The organism is Bradyrhizobium sp. UBA2491, from assembly GCF_002341725.1.
GTDB lineage: Bacteria > Pseudomonadota > Alphaproteobacteria > Rhizobiales > Xanthobacteraceae > Bradyrhizobium.
Window position 1 is genome coordinate 1 of record NZ_DDOP01000069.1, and the last position, 324, is coordinate 324.

Consider the following 324-nt stretch of genomic DNA (forward strand, 5'->3'; position numbering starts at 1 on the left):
CTGTCGGCGGATCTCAACCGGCTGCGCCGCGATCGCGGCCAGTATCTGCCGCTGCCGAGCGTCGAGGAAGCGGAGGCCTATCCCTACACCGACGCCGAGCGGGCCTCGATCGCGCGCAACCGGGCGCGGCTGTTCGTCGGCAGCCCCGCAACCGTGATGACGAAGCTGGAGCCACTGATCGCTGCAAGCCAGGCGGACGAACTGATGGTGATCACCGCGGTCTACGACCACGCGGCGCGGAAGAAGTCGTACGGCCTGCTGGCTGAAGCGTTCGGGCTTGCGAAAAAGGAAGGCGCATCATGAGCGTCGTCCCGGCCTGCGCCG

1 pseudogene is annotated in these 324 nt (G+C 67.9%); it reads left to right on the plus strand.

Annotated features, from left to right (window positions below):
• Positions 1-303, plus strand: a pseudogene (locus B2W55_RS23930) (LLM class flavin-dependent oxidoreductase); the annotation flags it as partial.
• Positions 304-324 lie beyond the last annotated feature (21 nt).